The 25,234-nt window shown below is 73.2% G+C and carries 26 protein-coding genes; 10 read left to right on the top strand and 16 right to left on the bottom strand.

The features are described 5' to 3' along the window. The first annotated feature begins 8 nt into the window (after positions 1 to 8). A complete protein-coding gene (locus tag LIV55_RS08865) occupies positions 9 to 305 on the top strand; it encodes a WXG100 family type VII secretion target (protein WP_068269721.1) in 297 nt (98 codons plus the stop codon). Between the two features lie 70 nt (positions 306 to 375). Here the strand turns inward: LIV55_RS08865 and LIV55_RS08860 are convergent, their stop codons facing one another. From LIV55_RS08860 to LIV55_RS08820, 9 genes are all read right to left on the bottom strand, one after another. Further along, positions 376 to 2,898 carry an ABC transporter permease gene (locus LIV55_RS08860; protein WP_229299937.1) on the bottom strand — a complete coding sequence of 841 codons (2,523 nt, stop codon included), beginning with the start codon at positions 2,896 to 2,898 and terminating at the stop codon, positions 376 to 378. Next, a complete protein-coding gene (locus LIV55_RS08855; RefSeq protein WP_198150271.1) occupies positions 2,895 to 3,644 on the bottom strand; it encodes an ABC transporter ATP-binding protein in 750 nt (249 codons plus the stop codon). Before LIV55_RS08855 ends, LIV55_RS08860 begins: the two co-directional genes overlap by 4 nt. A gap of 150 nt (positions 3,645 to 3,794) precedes the next feature. Beyond that, positions 3,795 to 5,714, bottom strand: a complete 1,920-nt coding sequence (locus tag LIV55_RS08850; protein WP_123093793.1) for a potassium transporter Kup — start codon at positions 5,712 to 5,714, stop codon at positions 3,795 to 3,797. Positions 5,715 to 5,951: 237 nt separating this feature from the next. After that, positions 5,952 to 7,577 carry a chaperonin GroEL gene (gene groL / locus LIV55_RS08845; RefSeq protein WP_068269732.1) on the bottom strand — a complete coding sequence of 542 codons (1,626 nt, stop codon included), beginning with the start codon at positions 7,575 to 7,577 and terminating at the stop codon, positions 5,952 to 5,954. A gap of 267 nt (positions 7,578 to 7,844) precedes the next feature. Beyond that, complete coding sequence (locus LIV55_RS08840; protein ID WP_229299936.1) at positions 7,845 to 8,414, bottom strand: hypothetical protein; 570 nt, start codon at positions 8,412 to 8,414, stop codon at positions 7,845 to 7,847. A gap of 119 nt (positions 8,415 to 8,533) precedes the next feature. Then, positions 8,534 to 8,986, bottom strand: a complete 453-nt coding sequence (locus LIV55_RS08835) for a hypothetical protein (protein WP_191563768.1) — start codon at positions 8,984 to 8,986, stop codon at positions 8,534 to 8,536. An 85-nt stretch (positions 8,987 to 9,071) separates the two neighbouring features. Next, on the bottom strand, positions 9,072 to 9,362 hold the full coding sequence (locus LIV55_RS08830) for a DUF3263 domain-containing protein (RefSeq protein WP_068269737.1): 291 nt from the start codon (positions 9,360 to 9,362) through the stop codon (positions 9,072 to 9,074). A gap of 132 nt (positions 9,363 to 9,494) precedes the next feature. After that, complete coding sequence (locus LIV55_RS08825) at positions 9,495 to 10,871, bottom strand: pyridoxal phosphate-dependent decarboxylase family protein (protein ID WP_229299935.1); 1,377 nt, start codon at positions 10,869 to 10,871, stop codon at positions 9,495 to 9,497. 46 nt (positions 10,872 to 10,917) lie between these two features. After that, complete coding sequence (locus tag LIV55_RS08820; RefSeq protein ID WP_068269745.1) at positions 10,918 to 11,277, bottom strand: ArsR/SmtB family transcription factor; 360 nt, start codon at positions 11,275 to 11,277, stop codon at positions 10,918 to 10,920. Positions 11,278 to 11,360: 83 nt separating this feature from the next. On the opposite strand from LIV55_RS08820, the gene LIV55_RS08815 reads away from it, so the two are divergent. The 5 genes from LIV55_RS08815 to LIV55_RS08795 all read left to right on the top strand — a co-directional run bounded on the left by LIV55_RS08815 (position 11,361) and on the right by LIV55_RS08795 (position 14,869). Further along, positions 11,361 to 11,828 carry an ArsI/CadI family heavy metal resistance metalloenzyme gene (locus LIV55_RS08815; RefSeq protein ID WP_123093814.1) on the top strand — a complete coding sequence of 156 codons (468 nt, stop codon included), beginning with the start codon at positions 11,361 to 11,363 and terminating at the stop codon, positions 11,826 to 11,828. Positions 11,829 to 11,911: 83 nt separating this feature from the next. Then, positions 11,912 to 12,919 carry an ACR3 family arsenite efflux transporter gene (gene arsB / locus LIV55_RS08810; protein ID WP_229300361.1) on the top strand — a complete coding sequence of 336 codons (1,008 nt, stop codon included), beginning with the start codon at positions 11,912 to 11,914 and terminating at the stop codon, positions 12,917 to 12,919. Beyond that, positions 12,916 to 13,329, top strand: coding sequence for an arsenate reductase ArsC (locus LIV55_RS08805; RefSeq protein WP_123093510.1), 414 nt, complete (start codon positions 12,916 to 12,918; stop codon positions 13,327 to 13,329). Before arsB ends, LIV55_RS08805 begins: the two co-directional genes overlap by 4 nt. 47 nt (positions 13,330 to 13,376) lie before the next feature. Further along, positions 13,377 to 14,051 (top strand): uracil-DNA glycosylase, encoded by a 675-nt coding sequence (locus tag LIV55_RS08800; RefSeq protein ID WP_201467756.1) that lies wholly within the window; start codon positions 13,377 to 13,379, stop codon positions 14,049 to 14,051. Beyond that, a complete protein-coding gene (locus LIV55_RS08795; protein ID WP_123093512.1) occupies positions 14,048 to 14,869 on the top strand; it encodes an SGNH/GDSL hydrolase family protein in 822 nt (273 codons plus the stop codon). Before LIV55_RS08800 ends, LIV55_RS08795 begins: the two co-directional genes overlap by 4 nt. 33 nt (positions 14,870 to 14,902) lie before the next feature. Here LIV55_RS08795 and LIV55_RS08790 read toward each other — a convergent pair whose 3' ends face one another. Continuing rightward, complete coding sequence (locus tag LIV55_RS08790) at positions 14,903 to 16,051, bottom strand: LCP family protein (protein ID WP_229299934.1); 1,149 nt, start codon at positions 16,049 to 16,051, stop codon at positions 14,903 to 14,905. A gap of 61 nt (positions 16,052 to 16,112) precedes the next feature. Between LIV55_RS08790 and LIV55_RS08785 the strand changes: the two genes are divergently transcribed. Next, complete coding sequence (locus LIV55_RS08785; RefSeq protein ID WP_229299933.1) at positions 16,113 to 17,276, top strand: acyl-CoA dehydrogenase family protein; 1,164 nt, start codon at positions 16,113 to 16,115, stop codon at positions 17,274 to 17,276. A gap of 36 nt (positions 17,277 to 17,312) precedes the next feature. On the opposite strand, the gene LIV55_RS08780 is transcribed toward LIV55_RS08785, so the two are convergent. After that, positions 17,313 to 18,260 carry an alpha/beta fold hydrolase gene (locus tag LIV55_RS08780; protein WP_191563763.1) on the bottom strand — a complete coding sequence of 316 codons (948 nt, stop codon included), beginning with the start codon at positions 18,258 to 18,260 and terminating at the stop codon, positions 17,313 to 17,315. Positions 18,261 to 18,337: 77 nt separating this feature from the next. Here LIV55_RS08780 and LIV55_RS08775 point away from each other — a divergent pair, with 77 nt between their 5' ends. The 3 genes from LIV55_RS08775 (at position 18,338) to LIV55_RS08765 (ending at position 20,511) form a co-directional block, all read left to right on the top strand. Then, entirely contained in the window at positions 18,338 to 19,102 is a 765-nt protein-coding gene (locus LIV55_RS08775; protein ID WP_068272145.1) for an SDR family NAD(P)-dependent oxidoreductase, read from the top strand. A gap of 81 nt (positions 19,103 to 19,183) precedes the next feature. Continuing rightward, on the top strand, positions 19,184 to 20,107 hold the full coding sequence (locus LIV55_RS08770) for a hypothetical protein (protein ID WP_201467762.1): 924 nt from the start codon (positions 19,184 to 19,186) through the stop codon (positions 20,105 to 20,107). After that, on the top strand, positions 20,104 to 20,511 hold the full coding sequence (locus tag LIV55_RS08765) for a GntR family transcriptional regulator (RefSeq protein WP_068269774.1): 408 nt from the start codon (positions 20,104 to 20,106) through the stop codon (positions 20,509 to 20,511). Before LIV55_RS08770 ends, LIV55_RS08765 begins: the two co-directional genes overlap by 4 nt. 36 nt (positions 20,512 to 20,547) lie before the next feature. Here the strand turns inward: LIV55_RS08765 and LIV55_RS08760 are convergent, their stop codons facing one another. The 5 genes from LIV55_RS08760 to gabT form a co-directional block, all read right to left on the bottom strand. Then, entirely contained in the window at positions 20,548 to 21,261 is a 714-nt protein-coding gene (locus tag LIV55_RS08760) for a class III extradiol ring-cleavage dioxygenase family protein (protein WP_229299932.1), read from the bottom strand. Continuing rightward, entirely contained in the window at positions 21,258 to 22,124 is an 867-nt protein-coding gene (folP, locus tag LIV55_RS08755; RefSeq protein WP_229299931.1) for a dihydropteroate synthase, read from the bottom strand. Before folP ends, LIV55_RS08760 begins: the two co-directional genes overlap by 4 nt. Next, on the bottom strand, positions 22,121 to 23,098 hold the full coding sequence (locus LIV55_RS08750) for a glucosyl-3-phosphoglycerate synthase (RefSeq protein ID WP_229299930.1): 978 nt from the start codon (positions 23,096 to 23,098) through the stop codon (positions 22,121 to 22,123). The genes folP and LIV55_RS08750 overlap by 4 nt, the downstream gene beginning before the upstream one ends. 137 nt (positions 23,099 to 23,235) lie before the next feature. After that, the gene (locus LIV55_RS08745; protein WP_229299929.1) at positions 23,236 to 23,805 is read right to left on the bottom strand and encodes a DoxX family protein; all 570 of its coding nucleotides are present in this window, start codon (positions 23,803 to 23,805) and stop codon (positions 23,236 to 23,238) included. 151 nt (positions 23,806 to 23,956) lie between these two features. Further along, positions 23,957 to 25,234 carry a 4-aminobutyrate--2-oxoglutarate transaminase gene (gene gabT, locus LIV55_RS08740; RefSeq protein ID WP_229300360.1) on the bottom strand — a complete coding sequence of 426 codons (1,278 nt, stop codon included), beginning with the start codon at positions 25,232 to 25,234 and terminating at the stop codon, positions 23,957 to 23,959.

Genomic DNA, 25,234 nt, shown 5'->3' with positions numbered 1-25,234 from the left:
GAGCCACCATGAGCAGCACCTTCGCCGTGAGCACCGCGACCCTCGCCGCGGGGTCGGGCACCGTCGCCTCGATCTCGGCCGACGTCGAGAGCTCGGTCGCCTCGATGATGAGCACGCTCGTCGCGATGCAGGACGAGTGGTCGGGCACCGCGTCCTCTCGCTTCCAGGACCTCGTCACCGACTGGCGCACCACGCAGCGGCAGGTCAAGGAGAGCCTCGAGGAGATCGGCCGGGCCCTGGCCGACGCGGGCGAGGCCTACGACGCCGCGGAGGCCGGGGTCCAGGCCGCCTTCGGGCGACGCTGAGCCGGGGCGAAGGGGGACCGGACCGATCCCCCTTCGCCGCCTCACGGGCGCTCGACCGCCCGGTCGTCGGCTACTCGCTGCCGATCGCCCGGAGCACGTCCATCCGCGAGGCGCGCCACGCGGGCCACAGGGCGGCGAGGACGCCGATGATCGCGGCGAGGACGAGGAAGACGACGATCTGCACCCACGGGATCGCCAGCTCGGTGATGCCGTCGTCGACGAGCGAGCGCTGGATCGCGACCCCGGCGACGACGCCGAGCACGATCCCGAGGATCGCGCCGAGCAGGGCGATGACGACCGACTCGAGGCGCACCATGCGGCGCAGCTGGCCGCGCGAGAGCCCGACGGCGCGCAGCAGGCCGATCTCGCGGGTGCGCTCGAGCACCGACAGGCTCAGCGTGTTGATGATCCCGAAGACCGCGATGACGATCGCCATGGCGAGCAGGCCGTAGATGAGGAAGAGCACCTGGTCGATGCTCGCCCGCTGCTCCGCGGCGTAGTCGGCCTGGTCCTTGAGCGAGACGAGGGGCTGGCCCGAGATGATCTGCTCGAGACCGCTGACGACCTGCGCCCGGTCGGCCCCGTCCTCGAGGAAGACGAAGGTCGAGCTGTCCGCCTCGGGCGCCCCGAGGGCGGAGAGGGTGTCGAGGCTGACGAGGACGTCGGGCTGGCTGCCCGGGTTGGCGTAGATGCCCGACACCGTGAGCTCGCGGGACTGCCCGCCGAGCCTGACCGTCACGGGGTCGCCGGGCTGCAGGTCTCCGGCCCGGGTCGCCGAGATCAGCACGGTCGAGCCCGACAGGTCCGCGTCGCCGCGCTGGATGTCGATGGTCTGGATGCGCTCGACGGTGGCCGGGTCGACGGCCTGGACGAAGCGCCGCTCCCCGTCGACCTCGAGCGGCGCGTAGCGCACCGGCGAGACCTCGGCGACGCCCGGCACCTCCGCCGCCTCGGTGGTGAGGGTGTGCGAGAAGGGCTGGTTGACGGCGTTGGAGAGCACGTAGTCGGCACGGAAGCTGTCGGCGATCTGCTGGTCGACCGTGGCCTTCGTGCTCGAGGCGAGCACGCCCATGAGCGCGACGAGGGTCATCCCGATCATCAGGGCCGAGGCCGTCGCCGCGGTGCGGCCGGGGTTGCGGATGGCGTTCTGCTCCGCCATGTGCCCGATCGGGCCGAAGACCCGGCGGTAGACCCAGCCGAGCGCGCGGATGAGCGGGCGTCCGACGAGCGGGGAGAGGAAGGCCAGGCCGAGGAGCATCCCGACTGTGCCCAGACCCACCCAGACGAGCTCGTCCGTGTCGACGACGAAGAGCCCGGCGAGGAAGGCGGCGACACCGAGCACGAGCACCGCGACCTCGAGGGCCAGACGCACGGGTCGCGTGCGGGTCGACTCGCTCGTCTGCTCGCGCATCGCCTCGACGGGCGCGACCGAGCCCGCCCGGCGGGCCGGGACGTAGGCGGCGAGGACCGTCACGAGGACGCCGACGGCGTAGGCCGCGACGACCGTGCGCGGCGCGAAGATCAGCCCGGACCCGCTGAGGTCGAGGCCGAGGAGCGAGAAGAGCCCCTGGATGCCCAGGGCGAGGAGCACGCCGACGACGAGGCCTACGGTGGACCCGACGAGGCCGACGACGAGCGCCTCGATCATCACCGAGCGGGTGACCTGGCCGCGGCTCGCCCCGATGGCGCGGAGCAGGGCCAGCTCGCGCCCGCGCTGGGCGACGAGGATCGAGAAGGTGTTGACGATGATGAAGGAGCCGACGAGCAGGGCGATCCCGGCGAAGACGAGCAGGAAGGTCGTGATGAAGCCCAGCGCCTCCTGCACCTGCGTCGCCGTCCGCTCGGCGACGGCGGCGCCGGTCTCGGCGGTGTACCCCTTCGGGGTGATCGCGGCGGCCTCCTTCGCGACGTCGGCGGGAGCGGCGTCGTCGGTCGTCGTCAGCCACACCGAGCTGTAGACGTCCTTGCCGTCGAGGAAGTACTTCTGGGCGCTCTTGGTGTCGAAGACCGAGATCGAGGCGCCGACGACTCCCCCTTCGCCGAACTCGAGGATGCCGACGAGCCTGGCGTCGATCTGCGGGTACTGACCGGCGGTGACCATCTCGACGTCGTCGCCGAGGCTCAGCCCCGCGCGCTCGGCGGTCTGCGCGTCGATGGCGACCTCGCCCTCGCGCTGCGGCGGGCGGCCCTGGTCGTAGGTGACGACCTGCCGACCCAGCTGGTTCGGCGCGTCGTTGTGGTTGAAGGCGAGCGCCGGTGCCCCCTGCCCGCCGACGACGTTGCCGTTCTCGCCCACGACGAAGACGCCGAAGGCCTCGACGTTGCCGTCGACGCGGGCAACCCCGTCGAGGTCCTCGAAGCGGGCCACCTCGGCCGCGCTGATCGTCGCGGTGGAGAAGCCCTCGCCGGAGTCGGACGCGGCGACGACGACGTCGCCGACGGTGCCCTCGGTGATGCCCTCGAAGGCCCGGCCGAGGGTGTCGGTGAAGATCAGCGAGCCGGCGACGAAGCCGACGCCGAGGACGACGGCGACGGCCGAGAGGAGCAGCCGCAGCTTGCGCGCGAGCAGCGACGTCAGGGCCGCGCGGATCATCCCTGGGTCCCCGTGCGCGCCGACAGCGCCATCATCGCGTCGAGCACCGACTCCCGCGTCGGCTGCCACACCTCGTCGACGACCCGGCCGTCGCTGAGGATGAGCACCCGGTCGGTGTGGCTCGCGGCGACGGGGTCGTGGGTGACCATGACGATGGTCTGCCCGAAGTCGTCGACGCTGCGACGCAGGAAGGCGAGGACCTCGGCCGAGCTCGTCGAGTCGAGGTTGCCGGTCGGCTCGTCGGCGAAGATGATCTGCGGCCGGCTGACGAGCGCACGCGCGCACGCGACGCGCTGCTGCTGACCGCCGGACAGCTCGGAGGGGCGGTGGCCGAGACGGTCCTCGAGCCCGACGGTGCGCACGACGTGGTCGAACCACTCCTGGTCGGGCTTGCGCCCGGCGATCGTCATCGGCAGCAGGATGTTCTCGCGGGCCGAGAGCGTCGGCACGAGGTTGAAGGCCTGGAAGACGAAGCCGACGCTGTCGCGCCGCAGCCGGGTGAGGGCCTTGTCGCCGAGCCCGGTGATCTCGACGTCGCCGATCCGCACCTGCCCCGACGTCACCGAGTCCAGCCCGGCGAGGCAGTGCATGAGGGTGGACTTGCCCGAGCCGGACGGGCCCATGATCGCGGTGAACTGCCCCGCGGTCACCTCGATGCTCACGCGGTCGAGGGCGACGACGGTGGCGTCTCCCCGGCCGTAGGTCTTCGTCAGCTCGGTCGTGCTCGCGGCGACATCGGTCGTCATGGGTGGTCCCCTCCTCGGTGGCCTGACGAGCCTAGGGGGCACCCCTGCGGCACCGACCATGTCATCTGTCACGCACCGCCCGGGGGCGTTCCGGTGGGTCGACCCGGGGGCGAGCCGAGCGACGACGGGGGGATCCCCCTTCGCCCGCTCCTAGAGCTTGACCTGAGCCCCCATGGTGATCGTGCGGCCGAGCGGCAGGTTGAAGTAGTCGGTGGGGTCGGCGGCGTTGTGCGCGAGCGCGATGAAGAGACGCTTGCGCCACGGGTGCATCCCGGGCCGCTGGCTCTGGTGCACGGTGATCCGCGAGAGGAAGTACGTCGTGCCGTCGAGGTCGATGTCGAGGCCCTCGTCCCGCGCGATCGCCAGCCCGGCGGGGATGTCGGGCTCCTGGCTGAAGCCGTAGCGCAGCAGGACGTGGCTCACGTGGTCGTAGGGGTTGCCGAGGTCGTCGACGACGACCCGCTCGGAGTCGGGGACGAAGGGGACGTTGAGGGACTGCGTCGTGACGATGACGACCTCGTCGTGCAGGACGTGGTTGTGCTGGAGGTTCTCGCGCAGCGCGAGCGGGGTCGTCTCGGCGTTGGGGTGGAGGAAGACGGCCGTCCCGGGCACGCGCAGGATCTTCGTGCTCGTCGCGACCTCGTCGAGGAAGGTGCTCAGCGGCATCTCGAGCTTCTCGCGGCGGGTGGTGACGAGCTCGCGGCCGCGGCCCCACGTCGTCATCACCGTCGCGAGGGTGCACGCGACCAGCAGCGGCAGCCACCCGCCGTGGAGGACCTTGGCGATGTTGGCGCTGAAGAAGAGCAGCTCGACGGTGCCGAAGACCCCGGCGAAGAGGACGACCTTCGGGGTCGACCAGCGCAGCGCCGCGACGGCGTAGACGCTGAAGAGCGAGGTCGTGAGCAGCAGGTCGAGGGTGACGGCGACGCCGTACGCCGTCGCGAGGCGCTCGGAGTCGCGGAAGGTCACCATCAGGATCATGACGCCGGCGAAGAGCAGCCAGTTCACCGACGGCACGTAGATCTGCCCGCCCGAGCTCTCGCTCGTCTGGCGCACGGTGAGGCGGGGGAAGAAGCCGAGCCGCTCGGCCTGGCGGGCGACGGAGAAGGCCCCGGAGATCACCGCCTGGCTGGCGATGATGGTCGCCAGCGTCGCGAGGACGACGAGCGGCAGCTGGGCCCAGCCCGGCGCGAGGTGGAAGAAGGGGTTGGCCGTCTCGTGGCTGTCCTGCATGACCAGCTGGGCCTGCCCGAGGTAGTTGAGGGTGAGGCACGGGAAGACGAGGAGGAACCACGCACGAGCGATCGGGGGCCGCCCGAAGTGCCCCATGTCGGCGTAGAGGGCCTCGGCACCGGTGATCGCGAGGACGACCGCGCCCATCGCGACGAAGGCGACGAAGGGGCGGTCGAGGACGAAGAGGGCCGCGTGGTGGGGCGAGAGCGCGAGGAGGACCTCGGGGTCCTGGACGACGTGCCACAGCCCGAGCCCGCCGAGGGTGAGGAACCACACGACCATGACCGGGCCGAAGAAGCGCCCGACGCTGTGGGTGCCGAAGCGCTGGACGCTGAAGACGACGACGACGATCACCGCGGCGATGGGCACGATGTAGTCCGACAGGGCCGGGGCGGCGACGCGCAGGCCCTCGACCGCGGAGAGCACCGAGATCGCCGGGGTGATGAGGCTGTCGCCGAAGAAGAGCGAGCCGCCGAAGACGCCGAGGATCATCGCCAGGGCGAAGCGGCGGCCTCCGGGGCGCACGCTGCGGCGGGTGAGGTGGGCGAGCGACATGATGCCGCCCTCGCCGTCGTTGTCGGCCCGCAGGATGAAGCCGATGTACTTGATCGAGACGACGAGCGTCACCGACCAGAAGATCATCGACACGACGCCGAAGACGTCCTCCTGCGAGGCGCCGACGATGCCCCCGTCGAGGGCGAAGACGGTGCGCAGGGCGTACAGGGGGCTCGTGCCGATGTCGCCGAAGACGACGCCGAGGGCGGCCAGGACGAGCCCGGCGGCGCCCCCGTGATGTGTGCTGCCGTCGCGCTCGACGGCACCAGGTGCTGAGGTCACGGAGGAGGACAGTACGCCTGCCGGGACGACGAAGGGGTGGACCCCCCAGATCTGGGAGGTCCACCCCGTCGTCAGCGGTGGTGCAGCGGTGTCGGTGGTCTCGAGGCTCCTCGCAGAGCTCGTCGCACCTCGACCAGCGAGGGGGGCTCGATCAGAAGCCCAGCCCTCGGGTCTTCTTCGTCGACTCCGCCTCAGCCGGCAGCTCGTTCCTCGCCGCCAACCTCGGCTACGCCTTCCTCAGAAGCCCATCCCACCCATCTCGTCGCCGCCCGGCATCGCCGGGGCGGCCTTCTCGGGCTTGTCGGCGACGACGGCCTCGGTGGTGAGGAAGAGCGCCGCGATGGAGGCGGCGTTCTGCAGCGCGCTGCGGGTCACCTTGGCCGGGTCGATGATGCCAGCGGCGATGAGGTCGACGTACTCGCCGGTCGCGGCGTTGAGGCCGTGACCGGAGGGCAGGTTGGCGACCTTCTCGGAGACGACGCCGCCCTCGAGACCGGCGTTGACCGCGATCTGCTTGAGCGGGGCGGAGGCGGCGACGCGCACGATGTTCGCGCCGGTGGCCTCGTCACCCTCGAGGGACAGACCCGCGAAGGCGGCCTCGGTCGCCTGGAGCAGGGCGACGCCACCACCGGCGACGATCCCCTCCTCGACGGCAGCCTTGGCGTTGCGCACGGCGTCCTCGATGCGGTGCTTGCGCTCCTTGAGCTCGACCTCGGTGGCCGCGCCCGCCTTGATGACGGCGACGCCGCCGGCGAGCTTGGCGAGGCGCTCCTGGAGCTTCTCGCGGTCGTAGTCCGAGTCGGAGTTCTCGATCTCGGCCTTGATCTGGTTGACGCGACCGGCGATCTGGTCCTGGTCGCCCGCACCCTCGACGATCGTCGTCTCGTCCTTGGTGACGACGACCTTGCGCGCACGGCCGAGCAGGTCGAGCTCAGCGGTGTCGAGTTTGAGGCCGACCTCCTCGGAGATGACCTGGCCACCGGTGAGGATGGCGATGTCGGCGAGCATGGCCTTGCGGCGGTCGCCGAAGCCCGGGGCCTTGACGGCGACGGACTTGAAGGTGCCGCGGATCTTGTTGACGACGAGCGTCGACAGGGCCTCGCCCTCGACGTCCTCGGCGATGATGAGCAGCGGCTTGCCGGACTGCATGACCTTCTCCAGCAGCGGCAGGAGGTCCTTGATCGAGCCGATCTTGGAGTTGGCGATGAGGACGTAGGGGTCCTCGAGCACGGTCTCCATGCGCTCGGTGTCGGTGACGAAGTAGCCCGAGATGTAGCCCTTGTCGAAGCGCATGCCCTCGGTGAGCTCGAGCTCGAGACCGAAGGTGTTGCTCTCCTCGACGGTGATGACGCCTTCCTTGCCGACCTTGTCCATCGCCTCGGCGATCTTGGACCCGATCTCGGGGTCGGCGGCGGAGATCGAGGCCGTGGCCGCGATCTGCTCCTTGGTCTCGATGTCCTTGGCCATCGACAGGAGCTGGTCGGAGACGGCCGAGGTGGCCTTCTCGATGCCGCGCTTGAGCGCCATCGGGTTGGCCCCGGCGGCGACGTTGCGCAGGCCCTCGCGCACGAGTGCCTGGGCGAGGACGGTGGCCGTCGTCGTGCCGTCACCGGCGACGTCGTCGGTCTTCTTCGCGACCTCCTTGACGAGCTCGGCGCCGATCTTCTCGTACGGGTCGTCGAGCTCGATCTCCTTGGCGATCGAGACGCCGTCGTTGGTGATCGTGGGGGCGCCCCACTTCTTCTCGAGGACGACGTTGCGGCCCTTGGGGCCGAGGGTGACCTTGACGGCGTCGGCGAGGGTGTTCATACCCCGCTCGAGACCGCGGCGGGCCTCTTCGTCGAAGGCGATGAGCTTTGCCATTCGGGTGGTCCTCCACACGAGTTGGTTGATGGTGACCGGGAGGTGCCCGCGACGGACGACCCCCTTCGCACGGCTCACGTCGCCGCGACGTCGAGGACCTCACCTGCACCGGTCGGTTCTGTCACTCTCACGAGGAGAGTGCTAATGCCGATATTGGCACTCTCGACCGTCGAGTGCAAACGCCGTCGAGGCCCGCGAGACGCGCCCCGGTGCATGACGACGGGGCGGCCCGCCCCCTGCGGACCACCCCGTCGTCGTGCGTCCAGGTCAGGCGCGCTCGTGCCGGTGGATGCCCGAGCCCTTGCGCTCCTCGTAGCGGACCGTCGCGCCCTGCAGCTCTCCGGAGACCGTCGCCTCCACCGACCGGGTGACCGACCCGGGGTACCAGCCCCCGACCTCCTCGTCGCCGTACGCGCGCAGCGTGAGGTCGGCGACGAGGGAGGTCTTGCCCGTCTGGACCAGCCCCACGACCCGGGCCGAGCGCATGGTGCCGCTCACCCGGTAGTCGGAGCGGTCGTAGGTGAGGAAGCTCGTGCCCCGGTAGACGCAGCGGCTCGAGGTCCAGCTGTTCGTGATCCGGGCGCCGGAGGGGCAGTAGTAGGACTGGATCTTCGCGGCGTGCCGGGGGTCCGACATCCCCTCGATGTCGGTGACGAGGCGCAGGCGGTGCTGGTTGCCCTTGATGACCGGGCCCATCGCACCGTCGAGGACGGTCTGCACGCTCACGTGCTCGGCGACGACCTCACCGGAGGCGTGCTGCTGCGCGGTGGCCGAGGCCGCCGGGAGGGCGGTGAGAGCGGTGACGCCGACGGCGATGGCGGCGAGCTGCGTCTTCATGATCTGGTCCCCTGTCTGGTCGGAGAGCGTGTCTCGCTCCCTCGTAGACCAGGACGCGGCAGGTCGAGGACCGGTTGGTCACGAGTCCGTCACGACCGCGACGGCCGGCGCGGGTGGCCTCAGGTGCGCTCGAGCGCCGCCCGCATCTCGCCGTCGGCCTCGCTCGTCACGGGGTCGGCGAGGTCGGCGACGAAGACGGCGACGACCTCGCGCCCGGGGTTGCCCTCGAGCTCGGCACGCACCCGGCGCCAGTCGGCGAGGTTCGGGTGCTCGACCTCGGTGCAGGCCTGCGCCGGCTCGAGCGAGGTGATCGCGGCGTCGAGGTGAGCGGTCGTCAGCGGCACGGTGGCCGTCGAGCCGTCGTGCCCGATGACGGTCGCGAGGACGACGGCGGCCAGGCCGTGACGCCCGCCGACGGGGTTGAGGTGGCCGATCTCCCACTCGGGGTCCGAGGTCGCGGGGCTGAGCGCGACCGCGAAGGTCACCGGCTCGCGCCAGCCGTCGATCTCGCCGGCGAGGTGCTCCTTGATCGCCGCGAGGCCCTGCGTCGTGCTCCAGTCCAGCTCGCTCATGCCCCCACCCTGCCGCACGCACGGGCCGGGCAGCACGAAGGGGGACCCGTGGGTCCCCCTTCGTCGCTCACCGCCGGTGGTCGGCTCAGGCGTCGAAGCCGAGCCGGCGCGCGCTGCGGCTGCGCTGACGGGCCTGGCGCATGCGCCGCAGCCGCTTGACGAGCATCGGGTCCTCGGCGAGCGCCGCCGGGTTGTTGATGAGCGCGTTGAGCACCTGGTAGTAGCGCGTGGAGCTCATGTCGAAGAGCTCCTTGATCATCTGCTCCTTCGCGCCCTGGTAGGTCCACCACTGGCGCTCGAAGGCGAGGATCTCGCGGTCGCGGTCGCTCAGCTGCGCCGACGGGCTCTGCGTCTGCTGCTGGGAGGCGGGTGTCACGGGTGACCTCTCGTGGACGGCGGGGACTGCAAGCGCAGCCTATCGCGCGAATGACACGGATGTCATTCGTGCGGCGTGGCGGCTGGACACCGTCTCACCAGACGTGCTCAGCCGTCCCACACGCCCCTGCGGTCACTCCCGCATCGTGTCGAGGATGGCGTCGATGTCATCCGTCGTCGTCTGCGGGTTGACGATCGCGAAGCGGGCCAGGGTCTCGCCGGCGTGCGTCGTCGGGACGACGAAGGCGAACTCGTCGCCGAGCATCCGGTCCGACCACGCCTGGTAGTCGGCGGGCTGCCAGCCCAGACGACGGAAGACGACGACCGACAGGTCGCGGTGCCGCACGAGCTCGAGCTCGGGGCGGGCGGCGATCTCGCGCTCGGCGTGCCGGGCCACCTCGAGCGTGCGCTCGACGGCGTCGGTGTACGCCCGGGTGCCGTGCGTCGCGAGGCTGAACCACAGCGGCAGCCCGCGAGCGCGCCGGGTGAGCCCGACGGAGTAGTCGGTGGGGTTCCAGTCCGGCGCCTCGGTGAGGACGTCGAGGTAGCCGGCCTTCTGGGTGTGCGCCGCCCGGGCGAGGAGCGGGTCGCGGTAGAGCAGGGCGCAGCAGTCGAAGGGGGCGAAGAGCCACTTGTGGGGGTCGACGATGAAGGAGTCGGCCCGCTCGACGCCGGCGAAGAGGTGGCGCACGCTCGGGGCCGCGAGACCAGCGCCGCCGTACGCGCCGTCGACGTGGAACCAGATGCCGAGGTCGGCGCAGGCCTGGGCGACGGCCTCGAGGTCGTCGACGACCCCGAAGTTCGTCGTGCCGGCCGTGGCGACGACGGCGAAGAAGCTCTCGGGCCCCTCGCGCTCGAGCACCTCGCGCAGGGCGGGGCCGGTGAGCCGCAGGTCGGCGTCGGGCTCGACGGTGACGAGCTCGGCGTCCATGACGTCGCACGCCGACTGGATCGAGGAGTGCGCGCCGGCGGTCGCCGCGACCCGCCACGGGCGCAGCGTCGGCGAGCCCTCGGCGGTCGCGCTCGCGGCCCGGGCCCGCGCACTGTGGCGCGCCGCGACGAGCGCGGAGAGGTTGCCGATCGTGCCGCCGGGCACGAAGGCGCCGCCCGCCTGCGGGGGCAGACCGGCGAGGTCGGCGATCCAGCGCAGCGCCTGGTTCTCGGCGAAGACCGCGCCGGAGCCCTCGAGCCAGGACCCGGCGTAGACCGAGGAGGCGCCGACGACGAGGTCGAACATCGCCGCCGCGTCGCTCGGCGCGCACGGGATGAAGGAGAGGTAGCGGGGGTGGTCGACCGACAGGCAGGCCGGGGCGAGGACCTCGGCGAAGATGTCCATCGCCCGCTCGCCACCGAGCCCGTCGGGGGTCACCGTCTGGCCGGCCCGGTCGAGGAGCTCCTCGGGGGTCAGCGTGTAGTCGAGCGGCACCGGGTCGAGCTTGAGCCGCCCCTCGGCGTACTCGAGGACCTGGCGGCCCAGCCGCTCGATGGTCGCGTCAGTCTGGCCATGCATGGGGCGCACTCTACGAGCACGGCGGCCCCGACGTCGCCCGTCCCGCTCAGACCTCGAGGGCGCGGCGCACGAGCGCGAGCCGCTCGGGCACGAGGGTGAACCACGCCCACTGGCCGCGCCGCTCGCGGGTGAGCAGGCCGGCGTCGACGAGGACCTTGAGGTGGTGGCTCACGGTGGGCTGGGCCAGCCCGAGCGGTGCGGGCAGGTCGCACGCGCAGACCTCCTGCTGCGGCGAGCAGCGCACGACGCCGAGGATCTGCAGGCGCACGGGGTCCGCCACGGCCTTGAGCAGGCGGGCGACGACCTCGGCGTCCTCGCGGGTGATCGGCGCACTGCCCTCGGCGGCGCAGCACCGCTCGACGGCCTGGGCCAGCAGCGGGCGTCCGTCGGCGGTGGGGGCGGTCATGCCTCCATATTGACATACGTCGATATGCGGTGCCAGGGTCTGGCATATCGACACCCGTCGATATCTGACCGGGAGGACCCGCCATGAGCCGTGTGCAGCTCGCCCTCGACGTCGTCGACCTCGAGGCGTCCGTCGCCTTCTACTCCACCCTCTTCGGCGTCGAGCCCCACAAGCGCCGCCCGGGGTACGCGAACTTCGCGATCGCCGAGCCGCCGCTGAAGCTCGTGCTCATCCAGAGCGACGAGGCCACGCGCGGCACCGGGGCGAAGGGGGCCCTCAACCACCTCGGCGTCGAGGTCGGCTCCGGCGAGGAGGTCACCGCGGCGCGGACCCGTCTGGCCGACGCCGGGCTGGCGACCTTCGACGAGGACGACACGACGTGCTGCTACGCCCTGCAGGACAAGGTGTGGGTCCACGACCCCGCCGGCGCGCCGTGGGAGGTCTACGTCGTCAAGGACGAGGACCCGGCCGACGCCCGCCCGGCCACCGCGTCGCTGCCGGTGCTCGGCTCCCCTTCGCCCTGCTGCGCCCCCGCGGGTGCCGACGCGTGACGACCACCCACGACGCACCCGCGGACGTCACCGGCCGCCTGTCCACGCTCGACCGCTTCCTGCCGGTGTGGATCGGGGTCGCGATGGTCCTCGGCCTGGCCCTGGGCCGCACGATCCCCGGCCTGGGCCCGGCGCTCGACGCGGTGCAGCTGCACGGCATCTCGCTGCCCATCGCGATCGGGCTGCTCGTCATGATGTACCCGCCGCTGGCCAAGGTCCGCTACGACCGCCTCGGCACCGTCACCTCCGACCGCCGCCTCATGGCCGGCTCCCTGGTCCTCAACTGGGTCCTCGGCCCGGCGCTGATGTTCGCCCTCGCCTGGGTCTTCCTGCCCGACCTGCCCGAGTACCGCACCGGCCTCGTGATCGTCGGGCTGGCCCGCTGCATCGCCATGGTCATCATCTGGAACGACCTCGCCTGCGGTGACCGCGAGGCCGCCGCCGTGCTCGTCGCGCTCAACTCGCTCTTCCAGGTCCTCGCCTTCGCCGCCCTCGGCTGGTTCTACCTCACCGTCCTGCCGGGCTGGCTCGGCCTCGAGCAGGCCGCCCTCGACGTCTCCTTCGGGCAGATCGCCGTCTCGGTCCTGGTCTTCCTCGGGGTGCCGCTGCTCGCCGGCTACCTCTCGCGCCGGATCGGCGAAGGGGTGCGCGGCCGCGCCTGGTACGAGGGCACCTTCCTGCCGCGGATCTCTCCCTTCGCCCTGCTCGGGCTGCTCTTCACGATCGTCCTGCTCTTCGCCCTCCAGGGCGACCAGATCACGAGCCGGCCCCTCGACGTCGCGCGGATCGCCCTGCCGCTGCTCGTCTACTTCGCCGTCATGTGGGGCGGTGGGTACCTCCTCGGCAGCAGCCTCGGGCTGAGCTACGAGCGCACGACGACCCTCGCCTTCACCGCCGCCGGCAACAACTTCGAGCTCGCCATCGCCGTGGCCGTCGCGACCTTCGGCGTCACCTCCGGCCAGGCCCTGGCCGGGGTCGTCGGACCGCTCATCGAGGTCCCCGTCCTCGTCGGGCTCGTCTACGTCTCGCTCGCCCTGCGCCGGCGTCCCCGATGGGCGTCCGCCACCCCGTCACCCCAGGAGACCCGATGACCGCCGCCCATCCCTCCGTCCTCTTCGTCTGCGTCCACAACGCCGGGCGCTCGCAGATGGCCCAGGCCTGGCTCGCGCACCTCGCCGGTGGCGCCGTCGAGGTCCGCTCGGCCGGGTCCGCGCCGGGCGACGCGGTCAACCCCGCAGCCGTCGATGCGATGGCCGAGGTCGGCATCGACATCAGCGCCGCGCAGCCGAAGGTCCTCACGCCCGAGACGGTCCGCTCCAGCGACGTCGTCGTCACCATGGGCTGCGGCGACGCCTGCCCGGTCTTCCCCGGCACGCGCTACGAGGACTGGCCGCTCGACGACCCCGCCGGTCAGGGGGTCGAGGCCGTGCGCCCGATCCGCGACGCCATCCGCGACCGGGTCGTCGCCCTGCTCGACTCGCTCGGCGTCGACCGGGCCTGACCACCCGGCGGGGTGCCATCCCCTTCGCCGGGGTTAGGTTGGCGCTCGTGCCCCGCGACCTCGCCGACCTCGTCCACCCGTCGTGGGCGCAGGCCCTGGAGCCGGTGGCGGGCACCATCGCCGCGCTCGGCGACTTCCTGAGAGCCGAGGTCGAGGCCGGCCGCGGCTACCTGCCGAGCGGCGAGCACGTCCTGCGCGCCTTCACCATCCCGCTCGAGGACGTCCGCGTCCTCGTCGTCGGCCAGGACCCCTACCCGACCCCCGGGCACGCGATCGGGCTGTCCTTCGCCGTCGCGCCGGACGTCAGCCCCGTGCCGCGCAGCCTGGGCAACATCTACCGCGAGCTCGTCGACGACCTCGGGGTGCCGATGCCGAGCACCGGCGACCTCACCCCGTGGACCGAGCAGGGCGTTATGCTGCTCAACCGCACCCTCACCGTGCGACCGGGTGCCCCGGCCTCGCACCAGGGCAAGGGGTGGGAGGAGGTCACCGACCGCGCCATCGAGGTCCTCGCCGCCCGCGGCGGTCCGCTCGTCGCGATCCTGTGGGGCCGCGGCGCCCGCTCCCTCGCCCCCGCCCTCGGTGACGTCCCGGTCGTCGAGTCCGCCCACCCCTCGCCGCTGTCCGCCCGGAACGGCTTCTTCGGCTCCCGTCCCTTCTCGCGCACCGACGAGCTGCTCACCCGCCAGGGCGCGCAGCCGGTCGACTGGAGGCTCCCATGACCCGCACCTGGTCCAGCTACGTCGCGATTGGCGACTCCTTCAGCGAGGGGATGTCCGACCCGGACCCCCGGGTCGAGGGCTCGTACCTCGGCTGGGCCGACCGGCTCGCCGACGCGCTCGCCCAGCGGCACGAGGACGCGGCCGGCGACGCGGACCAGCCCTTCCGCTACGCGAACCTCGCCGTCCGGGGGCGCAAGCTCGACGACGTCGTGGGCCGCCAGCTCGAGCTCGCGCTGCCGATGGGGGCCGACCTCGTCTCCCTCGTCGGCGGTGGCAACGACATCCTGCGGCCGAGCGTCGACCTCGACGCGATCGCCGACCGGCTCGAGGCCGCCGTCGTCCGGATCCGCGCGACCGGCGCCGACGTGCTCCTCGCGACCCCGACCGACCCGGCGAAGGCGGGGCTGCTGGCCTCCCTTCGCCCCCGGCACGCGGTGCACACGGCCAACCTCTTCTCCATCGCCCAGCGGCACGGCGCCCACGTGCTCAACCTGTGGACGATGCGCTCGCTGCGCGACTGGCGGATGTGGTCGCAGGACCGCATCCACCTCTCCCCGGAGGGCCACCGTCGGGTCGCGCTCGCCGCCCTCGACGCGCTCGGCGTCGAGACCGACCGCGGCGCGTGGGACGCCCCGCTGCCGCCGGCAGCCCTGGCGCCGCGCCGGGAGCGTCTCGCCGAGAGCAGCCGGTGGGCCAGGGAGTACGCCGGGCCCTGGGTCCACCGTCGGCTCACCGGCCGGTCGTCCGGGGACGCGCTCGACGCGAAGCGGCCCGAGCTGGCGCCGCTGCGGCCGGGCGAGCTGCCCTTCGGCGGCTGAGGTCCCACCGTCGCGGGCACCCGGGACGGCTCGTCAGCCGCTGATGCGCCCGTCGCGGAAGTCGCGGAAGGCGGCCCGGGAGGCGTCGTCGAGGCGCACGACGGACTGGCCGGCGGCGGTGCCGGTCGGCCCCTTCGCCACGGCTCGGCCCACCTGTCCCGGGTCGACCCGGTAGAAGGCGGCCGCGAAGAGGAGCATCTCCTCGCCGGTGAGGTCGGACTCGGTGTGCCGGTCCACGACGGTGAGCGCGCGGGGCAGCGCGGAGGGGCCGGCGAGACGGGCCTGGAGCGCGGCCGCCGCGAGGAGCAGCCCCTGGTTGCGCGAGCGGTCGAAGTCACCGCCGGGCAGGCTCTTGCGCTCGCGCGACCACGCGAGCGCCTGACGGCCGCTGAGCCGGCGTGCGCCCTTGTCGATCTGCCCGCCGGTGAGATGGCTGTCCATGCTGAAGGGCGCGCGGAAGCTCAGCCCGCCGAGGTCGTCGACGACGCCCTCGAACCCCTCGAAGCCGGTGAGCACGTAGCCGGTGGGGGTGATGCCAGTGAGGCGGCGCACCGTGTCGACCTGGCCCTGCGGGCCGCCGTAGACGAGGGCGGAGTTGAGCTTGCCCTCGCCGTGACCGGGGATCGGGACCCACAGGTCGCGCGCGAAGCCCATGAGACCGGCGCCGCCGGTGCCGTCGACGCCGAGCAGCTGGAGGGCGTCGGCCCGGGTGCGGGCGGGGTCCTCGCCCGGGCGGGCGTCCGAGCCGATGAGCAGGACGTGCCCACGGCCGCCGAGCTGCGCCTTGCCCTTCGTCGGGCCGAGCGAGGGCCACCAGCCGCCGACGACCTTCCAGCCCTGGCGTCCCCTCGGGCGCACGGCGAGGGTGACGTCGCCGTCCTGGTCGCCGCTGCCGGTGACCACGGCGACGTCGTCACCGCGCCAGCGGCCGCGCTCCGCCGAGCCGGTCACGGCCGAGCCGTAGCGGGCGGTGACGACGTCACGCAGGCCCGCCGGGGCGCCGGAGATGCGGGAGGTGGGCGTGGGCCTCGAGGCCGAGGTGGCGGAGGACGAAGGGGTGGCCGACGACGTCGTCGACGGGGTCGTCGAGGCCATGGGCTCGTCGGCGGGGCCGGTGCAGGAGGCCAGGGCGAGGGCGCTCACCGCGGCGGTGAGCGTCACGGGCAGGGCTGAGGTGCGCACGTCCCCATGGCACCACACGGGGCTGGGTGGTCTCGAGGCCCGCTCGTCTACGCTGCGAGACATGCCCGCAACCCGGCTCATGCCCACGGAGATCGGTGACGACCTCATCGAGATGACCCGCACGATCTGCGACCGGGTGCTGCGCCCGGCCGTCGACGAGACCGAGCGCGCCGCGGAGGGCGGTGAGGTCTTCCCGCGCGAGGTCTTCGCCGAGCTCGGCGAGGCCGGTCTGCTCTCGCTGCCCTACCCGGAAGAGCTCGGCGGCGGTGGTCAGGCCTACGAGGTCTACCTCCAGGTCGTCGAGGAGATCGCCTCGGTGTGGATGTCGGTGGCCGTCGGCACCTCCGTGCACGGGCTCACCTGCTACCCGGTGGCGGCCTTCGGCACCCCGGAGCAGCAGCAGCGGATGCTCCCGGAGATGCTCTCCGGTACTCAGCTCGGCGCCTACGCGCTCTCCGAGCCCCTCGCCGGCTCCGACGTCGGCTCGATGACGACCCGGGCGACGCGCACCGACGACGGCTGGGTCGTCCGGGGCCGCAAGGCGTGGATCAGCCACGCCGGGCACGCCGACTTCTACACGACCTTCGCCCGGACGAGCGACGACGGCGGCCGGGGCATCACGTGCTTCGTCGTGCCCGCGGACGCGCCCGGCCTGACCTTCGGCACCCCCGAGCGCAAGATGGGCCTGCACGGCGACACCGTGCGCGAGGTCTACTACGAGGACGTGCCGGTCGCCGACGACCACCGGGTGGGCGAGATCGGCCAGGGCATGACGATCGCCCTGTCCGCCCTCGACGCCGGCCGCCTCGGCATCGCCGCCGCCTCGACCGGTCTGGCACAGGGCGCCCTCGATGCCGCCGCCCGGTACGCGGCCGAGCGCCAGCAGTTCGGGCGGAGCATCGCCGACAACCAGGGCCTGGCCTTCCTCCTCGCCGACATGGAGGCCGCGGTCACCTCGGCCCGGGCGACCTACCTCCACGCCGCGCGGCTGCGCGACGCCGGGCGCGCCTTCGGCCGCCAGGCCGCGGTGGCCAAGCTCGTCGCGACCGACGCCGCGATGCGCGTGACGACCGACGCGATCCAGGTGCTCGGCGGCGCCGGCTACACCGCTGACTTCCCCGTCGAGCGCTACTTCCGCGAGGCGAAGGTGACGCAGATCTTCGAGGGGACCAACCAGATCCAGCGTCTCGTCATCTCGCGGGACCTGCTGCGCTCGGTGCGCTGAGGCGCGCGCCGGCGCAGGCACCGGCCGGCGAGCCGGTCAGTGCCCGACGTGCTCGCGCTCCCAGCGCCGCACGATCTCGGCGGTCTGGGCCGGGATCTCGAGCATCGGCACGTGGCCGACACCGCTGAGCTCCTCGTAGGTGATGTCCGTGGCGACCTTCGCCGCCCAGCGGGCTGCTGAGACGTCGACGAGCCGGTCCTCGGTGCCGTGCACGAGGAGCACCGGCACCGACATCCGGCGCAGCCGCTCGGCGACGACGCGGTGACGCCCGAGGGCGGCGATCATCGTGCGCCCCGCCTCGGTCTGCGCGCGGGCCAGCTCGGTGAAGCCGTGCTGGCTGCGCGCCATCACGACATGGGCGTCGAGGGCGTCGCGGTCCATCCGGCTCCAGTCGCCGACGCACATCCGCAGCGAGCGCTCGACCTCCTCCTCGAGGGTGATCGGAGTGCCGCGGCGCGTGCGCACCGCGCGGCTCAGGGCGGGCCGCACGAGGGTGGCGAGGGTGCGCGCCTGCACGTGGGGACGGCTGCGCGGCGCCGGCAGCGCCGGATTGAGCAGGACGACCCCGGCGATCCCGCGCTCGTCCCGCGAGGCGACGAGGGTGACGACGAGCCCGCCCATCGAGTTGCCGACGAGGAGCACCTCGTCGGCGCCGGTGCGCGGCAGGACGACCTCGTCGACGAAGCGGCGTACGAGCTGGGCGTTGGACCCGACGCTCGGCGCGTGCACGTCGGCGCGGGTCAGCCCGTGACCGCCGAGGTCGACGGCGTAGACGTCGCGCTCGCGGCGCAGCTCGTCGGCGAGCAGGACCCAGTTCGTCACGTGCCCCCCGAGCCCGTGCACGAGGACGGCCGGGGTGGCGCTCGCCCCCTCCGGACCGGCGAAGACGGCCATGTGCGCGTCGCCGTCGAGGTCGACGGTCTCGAGCCGGCCGCCCCAGCGGTCGACGGCGGCCTCGAGGGGCGTGCGCTCAGCAGGGGTCATGAGCACAGAGTCTCTCCCGCGAGCCCCCGGGTCCGGCCAGCGGGGTGGAGGTCGTCTGGCTCACTATGCTCGCGGCCATGCGCATCACGGACACCACCGTCGCCCTGGTCACCGGCGGGGCCTCGGGCCTCGGCGAGGCCACGACCCGCCACCTCCACGACCTGGGGGCCGCCGTCGTCATCGCCGATCTCGCCTCGAGCCCCGGCGAGCAGCTCGCCGCCGAGCTCGGGGAGCGAGCCCGCTTCGTCGCCACCGACGTGCGCGACGAGGACCAGGTCCTCGCCGCCGTCGCGGCCGCCTCCGAGCTCGGCGAGCTGCGCATCGCGGTCACCTGCGCCGGGATCGGCACGCCCGGCCGGGTCGTCGGCCGCAAGGGCCCGCTCGCCCTCGAGACCTTCCGCCAGGTGATCGAGGTCAACCTCGTCGGCACCTTCAACGTCCTGCGCCTCGCCGCCGCCGCGATGGCCGAGCTCGAGCCGGTCGACGGCGACCGGGGCGTCGTCGTCATGACCGCCTCCATCGCCGCCTACGACGGCCAGGTCGGCCAGGCCGCCTACGCCTCCTCGAAGGGGGGCGTCGTCGGGCTCACGCTCTCCGCGGCCCGCGACCTGGCCGACAAGGCCGTCCGCGTCACGACGATCGCGCCGGGGACCTTCGCCACCCCGATGCTCGCGGGCCTGCCCGCCGAGGCGACGGCCGTCCTCGAGGCGCAGGTGCCGCACCCCTCGCGCCTCGGCCAGCCGGCGGAGTACGCGAAGCTCGTCGCCCACGTCGTCGACAACTCGATGCTCAACGGCGAGGTCATCCGCCTCGACGGCGCGCTGCGGATGCCCCCGCGCTGACATTTGTCCTGCCTCCTTGACACAAGGTGACCGACGGGTGGATCCTCTGCTTGTCGTAGTCGCTTGATACAAGGAGTGGTCATGGCCGGTCTGCTCGTCCTCCCCCTCGCCCTGCTGGCGCTCGTCGCCGGGGTCGTCGTGGCCGTCCTGCGGCGCCAGTCCCTCGTCGTGCCGCCCGAGGCTCACGACGAGGTCGCGCGGACCCACCGCCGGCTCGTGCTCCTGCGTCTCGGGGCGCTCGTCGCGGCCGCGGTCACCGGTGTCGCCGTGACCTCCGGTGCCGGCGGCGGCCTGGGCGGCCCCGGTCAGGTCGCCTCGGCCGGGCCCGCCCTCGCCGCACTGGTCTTCCTCGCCGGCTGCTGCCTCGCGGAGCTCACGGTGCGCCGGGCCGCGACCCGGGTCCGCACGGCGAGCCTCGCGCCGCGCTCGGTGCTCGAGGTGCTCCCGCGGGCGCATGCCCGGACCGCCGCCGTGGCGCTGGGGGCCGTCGCGGCGACTCTCGCCCTCGGGACCGCCCTGGGCGACGCGGACGACCTCGGACGGGCCGGTCGCGCGCTCGCGACCCGGTGCGTCGATGCCTCGGGGCTGGAGGTCTCGCACCTGCGCGGGCCCTGGCCCGGGTCGTTCTACGCCCTCCCCGTCGCCGCAGCGCTCACCCTGGCAGCCCTGCTCGCCGCGGTCACGCTCGTCGTCGTGGCGCGGCGGCCGGTGGTCTCGCAGGACCGCGCCCTCGACGCCGCGATGCGACGTTGGTCGGCACGAGACGTCCTCCTCGGCCTGACGCTCGCGTCCTGCGTGACCCTCGTGCCGGTCCTTGTCCTCATGACCGCCGGCCTGGCGGGGGCGAGCTGCCGGCCGACGGGCTACGGCGCACTGGCGCTGCTGTGCGGGGCCCTCGCTCTCGCCGCGTGCTTCGGCACGGCCTGGGCGGCGAGCAGCCTGCTCGTCCGACCGGCCCTCGTCGCGATGCCCACCGCGCAGCCGAGAGAGGTGGCCGGCCGATGAGCGAGGTGAGCGTCGACGTCGCGGACCCCACCCCTCCCTTCGAGCAGGTCCGTCGCCAGCTCGCGGCCCTCATCGAGACCGGTCAGATCCCGCACGACGAGCGCTTGCCATCCGTCCGCCAGCTCGCCGGCGACCTCGGTCTGGCGACCGGCACGGTGGCCCGCGCCTACAAGGAGCTGGAGGCCGCCGGGCTGGTGCAGACGCGCCGCGGCGGGGGCACCCGGGCCTGGCACCCGGTGAGCGGCGGAGCGGAGGCGCGCCTGCGACGCTCGGCCGCGGTCTTCGTCGCCGAGATCGCCGCCCTCGGGGTGACACCGCACCAGGCACGAGCAGCCGTGGACGACGCCTTCGCCGCCCTGCGGGACGAGCCCGGCCCCGCATCGGCCCCCGCTACGGCGCAGTAGTGGTCGCGATCGCGACCAGTTCTGCGCCGTAGCGCGTCAGCGCGGGAGCCAGGTCGCGACGAGGTAGCCGACGCCGTAGGGCGCCACGTCGAGCACGACGCGGCCGTGCAGCGCGCTCGCCTGCGAAGCGGCGCCGCCGAGGACCTGCAGGGCGGGGCGGCCCCGGCACCACAGGGCGTCCGCGAGGTGGGGGTCGACGGCGAGCAGGGCCGGGCCGTCGACGGCTGCCAGCGCCTGCGAGAGGGCCGCGTCGAAGTCCTCGCTGCGCTCGTCGAGGTGGCCCGGGGCCTTGAGGGTGCGGGTCGCGGACCCGTCGCCGACGACGACGAGCACCGTCGGGGCGTCCGCGACGAGCCGGGCACCGAGGGTCGCGCACTCCGGCGGCGCCGCGTCGTCGGCCACGCTGACCAGACGGACCCGCTCGCCCGCGCCGAGGCCGTCGAGCAGCTCGCGCCCGATCTCCAGCCCCGTCGGCAGGGCGTCGGGCATGACCCGGCCGTGCGTGTACCGGGCCGCCCCGGACGGCGCGTCGAGCGGCCACTCCTGGCGCACCGGGCGACGGGCGGCTCCCCCTTCGCGATGGGTCGCGGACGCGACGACGACCACCCGTGCACCCGGCGCCGCGGCGAGGGCCTCGGCGACCACGTCGCGGGCGGTCGAGCGAAGGGGGCCGAGCGGGTCGGCCGAGCCACCGAGACCGGGCAGCAGGGCGGGGGCGGCGGGGACGACGACCGCGGCGACGAGGCTCATGCCAGACCTCGCACCGTGCGGGCCGGCGGGCGCTCGCCGCGGAGGGTCGCGACCATGTCGAGGACCTGACGCGTCTCGGCGACCTCGTGCACCCGGTAGACGCGCGCACCGAGCCAGGCGGAGACCGCGGTCGTCGCGAGCGTGCCGACGACCCGCTCGTCGACGGGCCGGTCGAGGGTCTCGCCGACGAAGTCCTTGTTCGACAGCGAGACGAGGACCGGCCACCCCGCCTGCACCATCTCGTCGAGACGCCGTGTCACCTCGAGCGTGTGGTGGGTGTTCTTGCCGAAGTCGTGCGCCGGGTCGACGAGCACCGACTCACGGTCGACGCCCGCGGCCACCGCGCGGTGGGCGTAGTCGAGGACGCCGTCGAGGACGTGGCGCACGACGTCGCCGTCGTAGCCGGTGCGGAAGGGCCGCGTGCGCACGGCGGCACCGCCTGTGTGCGTGCACACGACGGCCGCTCCGTGCTCGGCGGCGACGTCGAGCAGCCGCGGGTCGACCCCGCCCCAGGCGTCGTTGAGCACGTCGGCGCCGACGGCGCACACCTCGCGGGCGACCTCGTGGCGCCATGTGTCGACGCTGATGACGAGGTCGGGGTGTCGCTCGCGCACGGCGGCGACGAAGCCGACGACCCGGTCGACCTCCTCGGCGACCGACACCTCACCGCCCGGCGCCGCCTTGACCCCGCCGATGTCGACGAGGTCGGCGCCCTGCGCGACGACGGCGTCGACCCGGGCCATCGCCGTGTCGTCGGCGAAGGTCGCCCCGCGGTCGTAGAAGGAGTCGGGCGTGCGGTTGACGATCGCCATGACGAGCAGATCGGTGTCGGCGAAGGTGCGCCGCCCCAGGCGCAGGCTCATCGGGGTCCTCCTCCGCCCGGGGTCGCCCCGGGCACGTCGGCGGCCGGTGGTCGCACGGCGAGCGGCACCGGCCGCTCCCGCCAGCCCTCGGCCCGGGTGTGCTGCTGGAGCACCGCGGCACGCGGCGCCCCCGGGTCGCCGTCGCACCGCGAGCGGGCGACGGCGAGCAGCTCGGCGGCCATGACGGCCAGGTCGTGGTCCTGCTGGTGCTCGTGGGCGCGGACGCCGAGGTCGACCTGGGCGATCGCGTCGAGGCCGTACCGCGCGTAGGTGTCGAGCAGGGTCGCGATCTCGACGCCGTAGCCGGTCGGCACGGCGAGCGAGCTCATGAGCTCGCGGCGCGCCGCCCACTCCCCCGCGAGCGGCTGGATGACGCCGGCCAGCTCGGGCCACCACAGGTCGAGAAGCGGCCGGGCGACGAGCTCGGTCACCCGACCGCCCTGGGTGCTCGCGGCCTCGCCCTCGCGGTCGAGCACCCGGTCGTAGTAACCCTTGACGAGCTGGGTCTGCGGGTGGGCGAGCAGCGGGCCGAGCAGCCCCGTGACGAAGTGGGTGCCCCACAGCCGGAGGTCGGCGTCGACGAAGACGAGGAGGTCGCCGCTGGTGACGAAGAGCGACTTCCACAGCGCCTCGCCCTTGCCGGGGTGGGTGCCGAGGTCGGGGCGGATCGCGGCGCTCGCGTGGACGACCGCGCCCGCGGCCCGCGCGATCTCGGCGGTGCCGTCGCGGGAGTCGGAGTCGACGACGACGAGCTCGTCGACGAGCGGGTGCCCGTGGTCGCGCGCGGCTCGCTCGACGAGCTCGGCGCGGATCCCCCCGACGACGTCGGCCACGGTGGCGGCCTCGTCCTTCGCGGGGACGACGACGCTCACCCGGGTGCCGCCGGCGACCTTGCGGGCGACGAGATCGGCGAGCGGCCAGTCCTCGTGGCTCGAGCTGCGCGCGTCGAGCCAGGCGAGGGTCTCCGCACGCATGCCGTCTCCGTCCGTCAGCCGGGGCGACCCGGCGGTCGTCCCGGGCCGACGCTAGCCGACGCCTCCTCCCCCTTCGCCGGGAGATGCCTGACGGCTCCCCGGGAGATCTCCCGGGGAGCCGTCAGGGTGCGGCGCGGTCAGCGCAGCAAGCCGTCGCCGACGACCCGGCCCCACCACCGGCCGATGCCGAGGGTGTCACCGCTGAAGGTGTAGGCCAGGGCGAGCAGCGCGAGCGCCTCGACCCAGTGGCTGTCGACGAGCGGGTTGGTGAAGCCGGCATCCGGACGGCCGATCGGCAGCTCGGCGAGGTACATGAGGCCGAGGAGGACGACACCCGCCCAGGCGGCGACCTTCATGCCCGCGCCGAGCAGGACCGCGACGCCGATGCCGAGCAGACCGGCCATGAAGAGCCAGTCCCAGACCCCGCCGGCGAAGCCGGCGAAGACGTCGCCGAGGGGGCCCTCGGTGACCGCGGGGTTCTTCGTGAGGAAGCCCGTCGTCGGCGAGCCGCCGTCGAGCCAGCCGGCGCCGGCCGGGGTCGTGTAGCCGAAGCCGAAGAGCTTGTCGACGAAGGCCCAGAGGAAGGTGAAGCCGAGGACGACGCGCAGCGCGCCCATGACGTACCGCGCGATCGGCGAGCGGACGACGTCCTCGTGGTGGGTGACGTGCGCACCGGTGGTGCGGCGGGCGTCCTGTGTGGCGGTCATGGTGTCCTCCTGATCGGGAACCGGGTCCGGCAGGATCCCTTCCTGCTGGCACTACCCAATGTAGTACTACGCGGTGTCGTAGACAACTCCCCCGGATGTGACGCACGCCGCCTCCCGCGGACGGGAGACGGCGTGGGCACGGCGAAGGGGGTCAGCGCAGGGCCTGCGCGAAGGCCTCCTCGAGGATGTCGAGCCCCTCGGCGAGGAGGTCGTCGCCGATGGTGAGCGGGGGCAGGAAGCGGAAGACGTTGCCGTAGGTGCCGCAGGTGAGGGTGACGAGACCGCGCTCGTGGCACGCGGCGTTGACCGCGGCGGCCAGCTGGGGCGCCGGCGTCTTGAGGTCGAGGTCCGACACGAGCTCGATCGCGATCATCGCGCCCCGGCCGCGGACCTCGCCGATGACGCCCGTCGAGTCGGCGAGCGCCTGCAGGCGCGGGACGAGGATCGCCTCGATCTCGCGGGCGCGCCCGGCGAGGTCCTCCTCGCGCATCGTCTCGATGCTCGCGAGGGCCGCCGCGCAGGCGACGGGGTTGCCGCCGTAGGTGCCGCCGAGACCGCCGCCGTGGACGGCGTCCATGAGCTCGGCGCGACCGGTGACCGCCGCGAGCGGCATGCCGCCGGCGATGCCCTTGGCCGTCGTCATGAGGTCGGGGACGACGCCCTCGTGGTCGCTGGCGAACCAGTCACCGGTGCGGCAGAAGCCCGACTGCACCTCGTCGGCGACGAAGAGGATGCCGTGCTCGCGGCACCAGTCGGCCACCCGCTTCGTCCACCCGGCGGGCGGGACGATGAATCCCCCTTCGCCCTGGATCGGCTCGAGGATGACGGCTGCGCAGTTCTGCTCGCCGACCTGCGCGTGGACCATCGAGGTGAAGGCGTCGAAGGCCTCGTCGGCGCACTGCTTCTCGCCGGTGAGCCAGCGGTAGGGGTAGGCCATCGGCGCCCGGTACACCTCGCCCGCGAAGGGGCCGAAGCCGTCCTTGTACGGCATGTTCTTCGCCGTGAGCGCCATCGTGAGGTTGGTGCGGCCGTGGTAGCCGTGGTCGAAGGCGACGACCGCGCTGCGGCCGGTCGCGTGCCGCGCGATCTTCACGGCGTTCTCGACCGCCTCGGCGCCGGAGTTGAAGAGCGCGGACTTCTTCGCGTGGTCGCCGGGAGTGACCTCGGCGAGCGCCTCGCACACCTCGAGGTACTCCTCGTAGGGGGTGACCATGAAGCACGTGTGGGTGAAGTCCTGCACCTGCGCGGTCACGGCGTCCATGACGCGCTGGTTGCGGTTGCCCACGCTCGTCACGGCGATGCCGGAGCCGAAGTCGATGAGCTGGTTGCCGTCGACGTCACGCACGATGCCGCCCTCGGCGGCCTCGACGTAGACCGGCAGGCCGGTGCCGACCCCGTCGGCGACGGCGGCGAGCTTGCGCTGCTGCAT

The organism is Janibacter melonis (assembly GCF_020567375.1).
In the GTDB taxonomy this organism is placed as follows: Bacteria; Actinomycetota; Actinomycetes; order Actinomycetales; family Dermatophilaceae; genus Marihabitans; species Marihabitans melonis.
The sequence above is the reverse complement of the archived record's forward strand: the minus strand, read 5'-3'. Positions and strand labels throughout refer to the sequence as shown.

What these genes read in the sequence shown, in the direction of transcription:
- LIV55_RS08865 (WP_068269721.1), top strand. Translation starts at nt 9, where the DNA reads ATGAGCAGCACCTTCGCCGTGAGCACCGCGACCCTCGCCGCGGGGTCG.
- LIV55_RS08860 (WP_229299937.1), bottom strand. Translation starts at nt 2,898, where the DNA reads ATGATCCGCGCGGCCCTGACGTCGCTGCTCGCGCGCAAGCTGCGGCTG.
- LIV55_RS08855 (WP_198150271.1), bottom strand. Translation starts at nt 3,644, where the DNA reads ATGACGACCGATGTCGCCGCGAGCACGACCGAGCTGACGAAGACCTAC.
- groL (WP_068269732.1), bottom strand. Translation starts at nt 7,577, where the DNA reads ATGGCAAAGCTCATCGCCTTCGACGAAGAGGCCCGCCGCGGTCTCGAG.
- LIV55_RS08840 (WP_229299936.1), bottom strand. Translation starts at nt 8,414, where the DNA reads ATGAAGACGCAGCTCGCCGCCATCGCCGTCGGCGTCACCGCTCTCACC.
- LIV55_RS08835 (WP_191563768.1), bottom strand. Translation starts at nt 8,986, where the DNA reads ATGAGCGAGCTGGACTGGAGCACGACGCAGGGCCTCGCGGCGATCAAG.
- LIV55_RS08825 (WP_229299935.1), bottom strand. Translation starts at nt 10,871, where the DNA reads ATGCATGGCCAGACTGACGCGACCATCGAGCGGCTGGGCCGCCAGGTC.
- LIV55_RS08820 (WP_068269745.1), bottom strand. Translation starts at nt 11,277, where the DNA reads ATGACCGCCCCCACCGCCGACGGACGCCCGCTGCTGGCCCAGGCCGTC.
- LIV55_RS08815 (WP_123093814.1), top strand. Translation starts at nt 11,361, where the DNA reads ATGAGCCGTGTGCAGCTCGCCCTCGACGTCGTCGACCTCGAGGCGTCC.
- arsB (WP_229300361.1), top strand. Translation starts at nt 11,912, where the DNA reads ATGGTCCTCGGCCTGGCCCTGGGCCGCACGATCCCCGGCCTGGGCCCG.
- LIV55_RS08805 (WP_123093510.1), top strand. Translation starts at nt 12,916, where the DNA reads ATGACCGCCGCCCATCCCTCCGTCCTCTTCGTCTGCGTCCACAACGCC.
- LIV55_RS08795 (WP_123093512.1), top strand. Translation starts at nt 14,048, where the DNA reads ATGACCCGCACCTGGTCCAGCTACGTCGCGATTGGCGACTCCTTCAGC.
- LIV55_RS08785 (WP_229299933.1), top strand. Translation starts at nt 16,113, where the DNA reads ATGCCCGCAACCCGGCTCATGCCCACGGAGATCGGTGACGACCTCATC.
- LIV55_RS08780 (WP_191563763.1), bottom strand. Translation starts at nt 18,260, where the DNA reads ATGACCCCTGCTGAGCGCACGCCCCTCGAGGCCGCCGTCGACCGCTGG.
- LIV55_RS08775 (WP_068272145.1), top strand. Translation starts at nt 18,338, where the DNA reads ATGCGCATCACGGACACCACCGTCGCCCTGGTCACCGGCGGGGCCTCG.
- LIV55_RS08770 (WP_201467762.1), top strand. Translation starts at nt 19,184, where the DNA reads ATGGCCGGTCTGCTCGTCCTCCCCCTCGCCCTGCTGGCGCTCGTCGCC.
- LIV55_RS08765 (WP_068269774.1), top strand. Translation starts at nt 20,104, where the DNA reads ATGAGCGAGGTGAGCGTCGACGTCGCGGACCCCACCCCTCCCTTCGAG.
- LIV55_RS08760 (WP_229299932.1), bottom strand. Translation starts at nt 21,261, where the DNA reads ATGAGCCTCGTCGCCGCGGTCGTCGTCCCCGCCGCCCCCGCCCTGCTG.
- folP (WP_229299931.1), bottom strand. Translation starts at nt 22,124, where the DNA reads ATGAGCCTGCGCCTGGGGCGGCGCACCTTCGCCGACACCGATCTGCTC.
- LIV55_RS08750 (WP_229299930.1), bottom strand. Translation starts at nt 23,098, where the DNA reads ATGCGTGCGGAGACCCTCGCCTGGCTCGACGCGCGCAGCTCGAGCCAC.
- LIV55_RS08745 (WP_229299929.1), bottom strand. Translation starts at nt 23,805, where the DNA reads ATGACCGCCACACAGGACGCCCGCCGCACCACCGGTGCGCACGTCACC.
- gabT (WP_229300360.1), bottom strand. Translation starts at nt 25,234, where the DNA reads ATGCAGCAGCGCAAGCTCGCCGCCGTCGCCGACGGGGTCGGCACCGGC.